Annotated in this window: 4 protein-coding genes and 1 pseudogene; 3 read left to right on the forward strand and 2 right to left on the reverse strand. The window is 59.1% G+C overall.

Annotation, left to right across the window (positions count from 1 at the left end):
• Positions 1 to 127: 127 nt before the first annotated feature.
• Positions 128 to 445, forward strand: a complete 318-nt coding sequence (locus PMI23_RS28150; RefSeq protein ID WP_007914191.1) for a DUF3509 domain-containing protein — start codon at positions 128 to 130, stop codon at positions 443 to 445.
• Here the strand turns inward: PMI23_RS28150 and PMI23_RS28155 are convergent.
• On the reverse strand, positions 442 to 942 hold the full coding sequence (locus tag PMI23_RS28155; protein ID WP_026000737.1) for a phosphate-starvation-inducible protein PsiE: 501 nt from the start codon (positions 940 to 942) through the stop codon (positions 442 to 444). The genes PMI23_RS28150 and PMI23_RS28155 overlap by 4 nt on opposite strands.
• A 339-nt stretch (positions 943 to 1,281) precedes the next feature.
• Here PMI23_RS28155 and PMI23_RS28160 point away from each other — a divergent pair.
• Positions 1,282 to 1,536 (forward strand): annotated as a pseudogene (locus PMI23_RS28160) (YebG family protein); the annotation flags it as partial.
• Between the two features lie 140 nt (positions 1,537 to 1,676).
• Here PMI23_RS28160 and PMI23_RS28165 read toward each other — a convergent pair.
• Positions 1,677 to 2,696, reverse strand: coding sequence for a Leu/Phe/Val dehydrogenase (locus PMI23_RS28165; protein WP_007914197.1), 1,020 nt, complete (start codon positions 2,694 to 2,696; stop codon positions 1,677 to 1,679).
• A gap of 185 nt (positions 2,697 to 2,881) precedes the next feature.
• Here PMI23_RS28165 and PMI23_RS28170 point away from each other — a divergent pair, with 185 nt between their 5' ends.
• Complete coding sequence (locus tag PMI23_RS28170) at positions 2,882 to 3,685, forward strand: SirB1 family protein (protein WP_007950287.1); 804 nt, start codon at positions 2,882 to 2,884, stop codon at positions 3,683 to 3,685.
• Positions 3,686 to 3,752: the final 67 nt, after the last annotated feature.

Below are 3,752 nucleotides of genomic sequence, written 5' to 3' on the forward strand. Positions count from 1 at the left end.
GTTTCACTCGACAGCTCCTACATGAAGCAACAAATACAGGCCACGGAATCGCCGATGATCCGGTTGGGCGAACCAACCCGATCACGGCCGGTCAACAACTGCACGTTCAATCAGGCGGTGACGCATCATGGACAATCCTTTTCAGATCATTACCGATGCCTTCGCGCCGGACTATCAGATCAACCTGAGCATTCAGGGCCTGGACGGCAGCATCATGCTGACCCTGTCCAACAGCGGCCGAATCGTGGCCAAGCGCATGATCAGCGCCGAGCAGCGCAACGACCCCGTGCGCCTCAAGCGTCTGGTGCAAAGCATTCAATTCGGCATCGCCATCGAACAAGGCCACAGCGCCATGGCGATCCTCGAAGCCATGACCAGCGGTAGCGGGATAATCCCGCCACCGCCACGTGTCAGCGGCCGGCCAGGGCAAGCGGCCGGGCTTTAAAGCTCGCCCTTCTCTACTTCCGGATGCTCGCTGGAGCCGGCGCCAAGTTTGCGCTGCGGTTTCTCGATCTTCACCGAAGGAAATTGTGACGAGGCGTAACGCACCACCAGAATCGAGAACGCCAGCAGCAGAATCCCGCCGCACAGGTAGATGATGCCCATGTCCGGCGGGTTGTGGTGCGAGACGTTGGAGATCAGCAAGCGGGTCAGCGCGGTGATCGCCACGTAGATCAGGAAGCGCACCGGCATGTGGTTGGTCTTGAAGTAGATCCCGACCATCGCCCCCAATTCCAGATAGATGAACAGCAGCAGAATGTCATCGATCTTGATGTGGCCTTCCTCGAGCATCCCGAGAAACTCCATCACCGCCGCCCACGCCGTCACCGCACCGATGGCGAACAGCGCCAGATAGTGGAAGGTCTCGACGAAGAGGTTACCCAGGGACTCGGCCAGTTGATGCACGTTTTGCCGCAGTTTCTCGGCCCAGTTGATTTTCACGATGATGTTCCTTAGCTCGAATGCGAGCGGATGATGCGTGTTGGACGTGACGGTTTTCTGCACGTAATAGTTTTCATGCAGAAAAGAGGCCACGCCATCATGGCGAGACGCCGCCAAACCCGCGCCGTGGCGTTTGGTCGCAGGCCCAGGGTTATTCACAATCCCTGTGGGAGCGAGCCTGCTCGCGAATGCAGACGATAAGGTCCATCTGACAAACCCGAAATCCGGTCTACATTGAAAAGCCACTACCCATGGCGCAGGGATTCGCTTATCCTTTTCGCTGTATATGGATACAGTAGTCGTCAAGACAACTTAATGTGAAGGCATGTGAGGTGGTGAATGGCCGTCGAAGTGGTATACCGCAGCAGCCGAGATCTGGAGCGCTTGTTCATGGATAAAGCCGAAGCTGACCGTCATGACAAAATGCTCGAACTGGCCGAATATCTGGCCGATGTGCTGCAAAAAGCCGTTCCGTCGCTGACTGAACAGCAAGTGGAGGAAGCCGGGATCTACATGGCGAAGAATCGCGATGTGTTCGCCCGGGCGTTCAAGAGCCAGCCGGATGCACTGTCCGAGCTGCTCAACGCACCGGCCGAGCCGGTCGATAATGCGCAAGCAGCGGAACCCGCTGAAACGCCGGCGAAGCCAGCCAAAGCAGCAAAAGCGGCGAAGTAAGCAACGCCCTAAAAGATCGTCCGAAGGCTCGGGCCGCGATCGGACGATCTTTTGCTTTTTCAGCGATACAAAACTTTTTCCGCCAACTCATCCGCCACCCGCGCCGGCGAACGTTTTTCCGCCTGTGCATGGGCAAATACTTCGGTGAGTCGAGAGCTGATCTTCGACAGATGCGCGGTAATGGTGGTCAGTTCTTCGCCGCGATGCTTGAGCGAGACGTAGATCAAGCCTCCGGCATTGATCACATAGTCCGGCGCATACAGAATCCCGCGCCGTTCCAGTTGATCGGCGACATCCAGGTGCGTCAGTTGGTTGTTTGCCGAACCGGCCACGGCCGAGCAACGCAGTTGCGTGACCGTGTGGCTGTTCAAAACCCCGCCCAGACCGCACGGCGCGAGGATGTCACACGGCGTACTGAGCAACGCGTCGTTAGCGATCGGGTGAGCGTTGAGTTGTTCCATCGCCAGTTGCACTTTGCCATGGTCAATGTCGCTGACCAGCAGTTCTGCCCCGGCGGCGTGGAGTTGCTCGGCCAACGCGTAACCGACATTGCCCAAGCCCTGAACCGCGATGCGCAAACCTTCGAGATTGTCGCTCCCCAGCCGTGCCATGGCGGTCGCCCGAATGCCGGCAAACACGCCCATCGCTGCGTGTGGTGCGGGGTCACCGGCCGACGTGGTGCTGGTGACATGCTGGGTCTGCTGAGCGATGCAGTCCATGTCCGCCACCGAGGTACCGCTGTCGATGGCGGTGATGTAGCGACCATCAAGCTGATTGATGCAACGGCCAAACGCTTCGAACAGTGCACCACGGTTTTCCACGTGCACAGGACGCACGATCACTGCAACGCCACCGCCCTGCGGCAGCCCCGCCAGCGCGGCTTTGTAGCTCATGCCCTGAGCGAGGCGAATGGCATCTTCGACGGCAGATTCGTCATTGGGATAGGCAAGATAACGACATCCACCCAAGGCTGGCCCGAGGCGACTGTTATGGATGGCAATGACCGCCTTCAACCCGGAGACCGGGTCAACGCTAAGGTGCAGCGATTCCAGGCGAGTGCTTTGCATGAGCGCAAACATCGTTGGGCTCCCGAATCACTTCTTGTAGAACGCCAGTATAGGCCTGCGCCTGAAAATTGCTGGAGCACACCGGAATAAGCGCCCGCGCCGACAACAGCTTTGCGGCATAACCCGACAGCTGTGCTGCGAGGCACTGGACGAATGACCCGGACCGGGCTAAAACGAGGCATTCCCCGGAGATTTCGATGAGTGCGCGTCAACGTTTTTTCGAATGCCTGCACCGTTCACCGCCCGCGCTGTTCGAAGCCGCGCTATGGATGGCGGCCGAGCACGAAAAAGCGGTCGATCCCGAAGCGCTGTTACTAGAATTCAAAGACCTGCAACAACGCGTCAGTTACGGCTTGCCGATGCTGCCGGTCAGTGAACTGGCGCAGCCCCTGTTGCGCCGCATGACTGATCTGGGCTTTGCCCAGGACGACTTCCTGCCGCTGCGCCCGCAGGCGGCGCTGTTGCACAAAGTGATGCAGACCCGTCGCGGCCAACCGTTGGCATTGGCGCTGATTGCCCTGGAGCTGGCGCGAGGGCTGGAGATTCCTCTGGTCGGGGTCAACTTCCCCGGACACTTCCTGCTGCGCGTGCCCGGCGCCGATCACCTGCTTGATCCGTGCGGCGGCCGGCGCTTGTACCCCAATGATTGTCGCGAACTGTTGCAGCGCCAGTATGGGCCGAATATGAAGCTCAACGCCGAGCATCTGTTGACCGCCTCGCCGGTGCAAATGCTTCAGCGCCTGTCGCGCAACCTGCGGCAGTTGCACCTGACACATGATGACTTCATTGCCGCACTGATCGACGCCGAACGCGTGCTCGAACTGGGTGACGCTGGCGCCGCTGATTACCTGGCCCGAGCCAGTCTTTATCAGCGGCTCGACTGCCCGAATGCCGAGCGCTTTGATCTGGAACACGCGCTGATGCTCAGCGATGACCCGATTCAGCGCCTGCGGCTGACTGAACGCCTCGGACACCTGCCGCCCAACTCAGTCGTCCATTAAAAGCAAAAGATCGCAGCCTTCGGCAGCTCCTACATTGAAATATGCATTCCCATGTAGGAGCTGCCGA

Origin of the sequence: Pseudomonas sp. GM24 (genome assembly GCF_000282235.1) — a bacterium.
Classification (GTDB): domain Bacteria; phylum Pseudomonadota; class Gammaproteobacteria; order Pseudomonadales; family Pseudomonadaceae; genus Aquipseudomonas.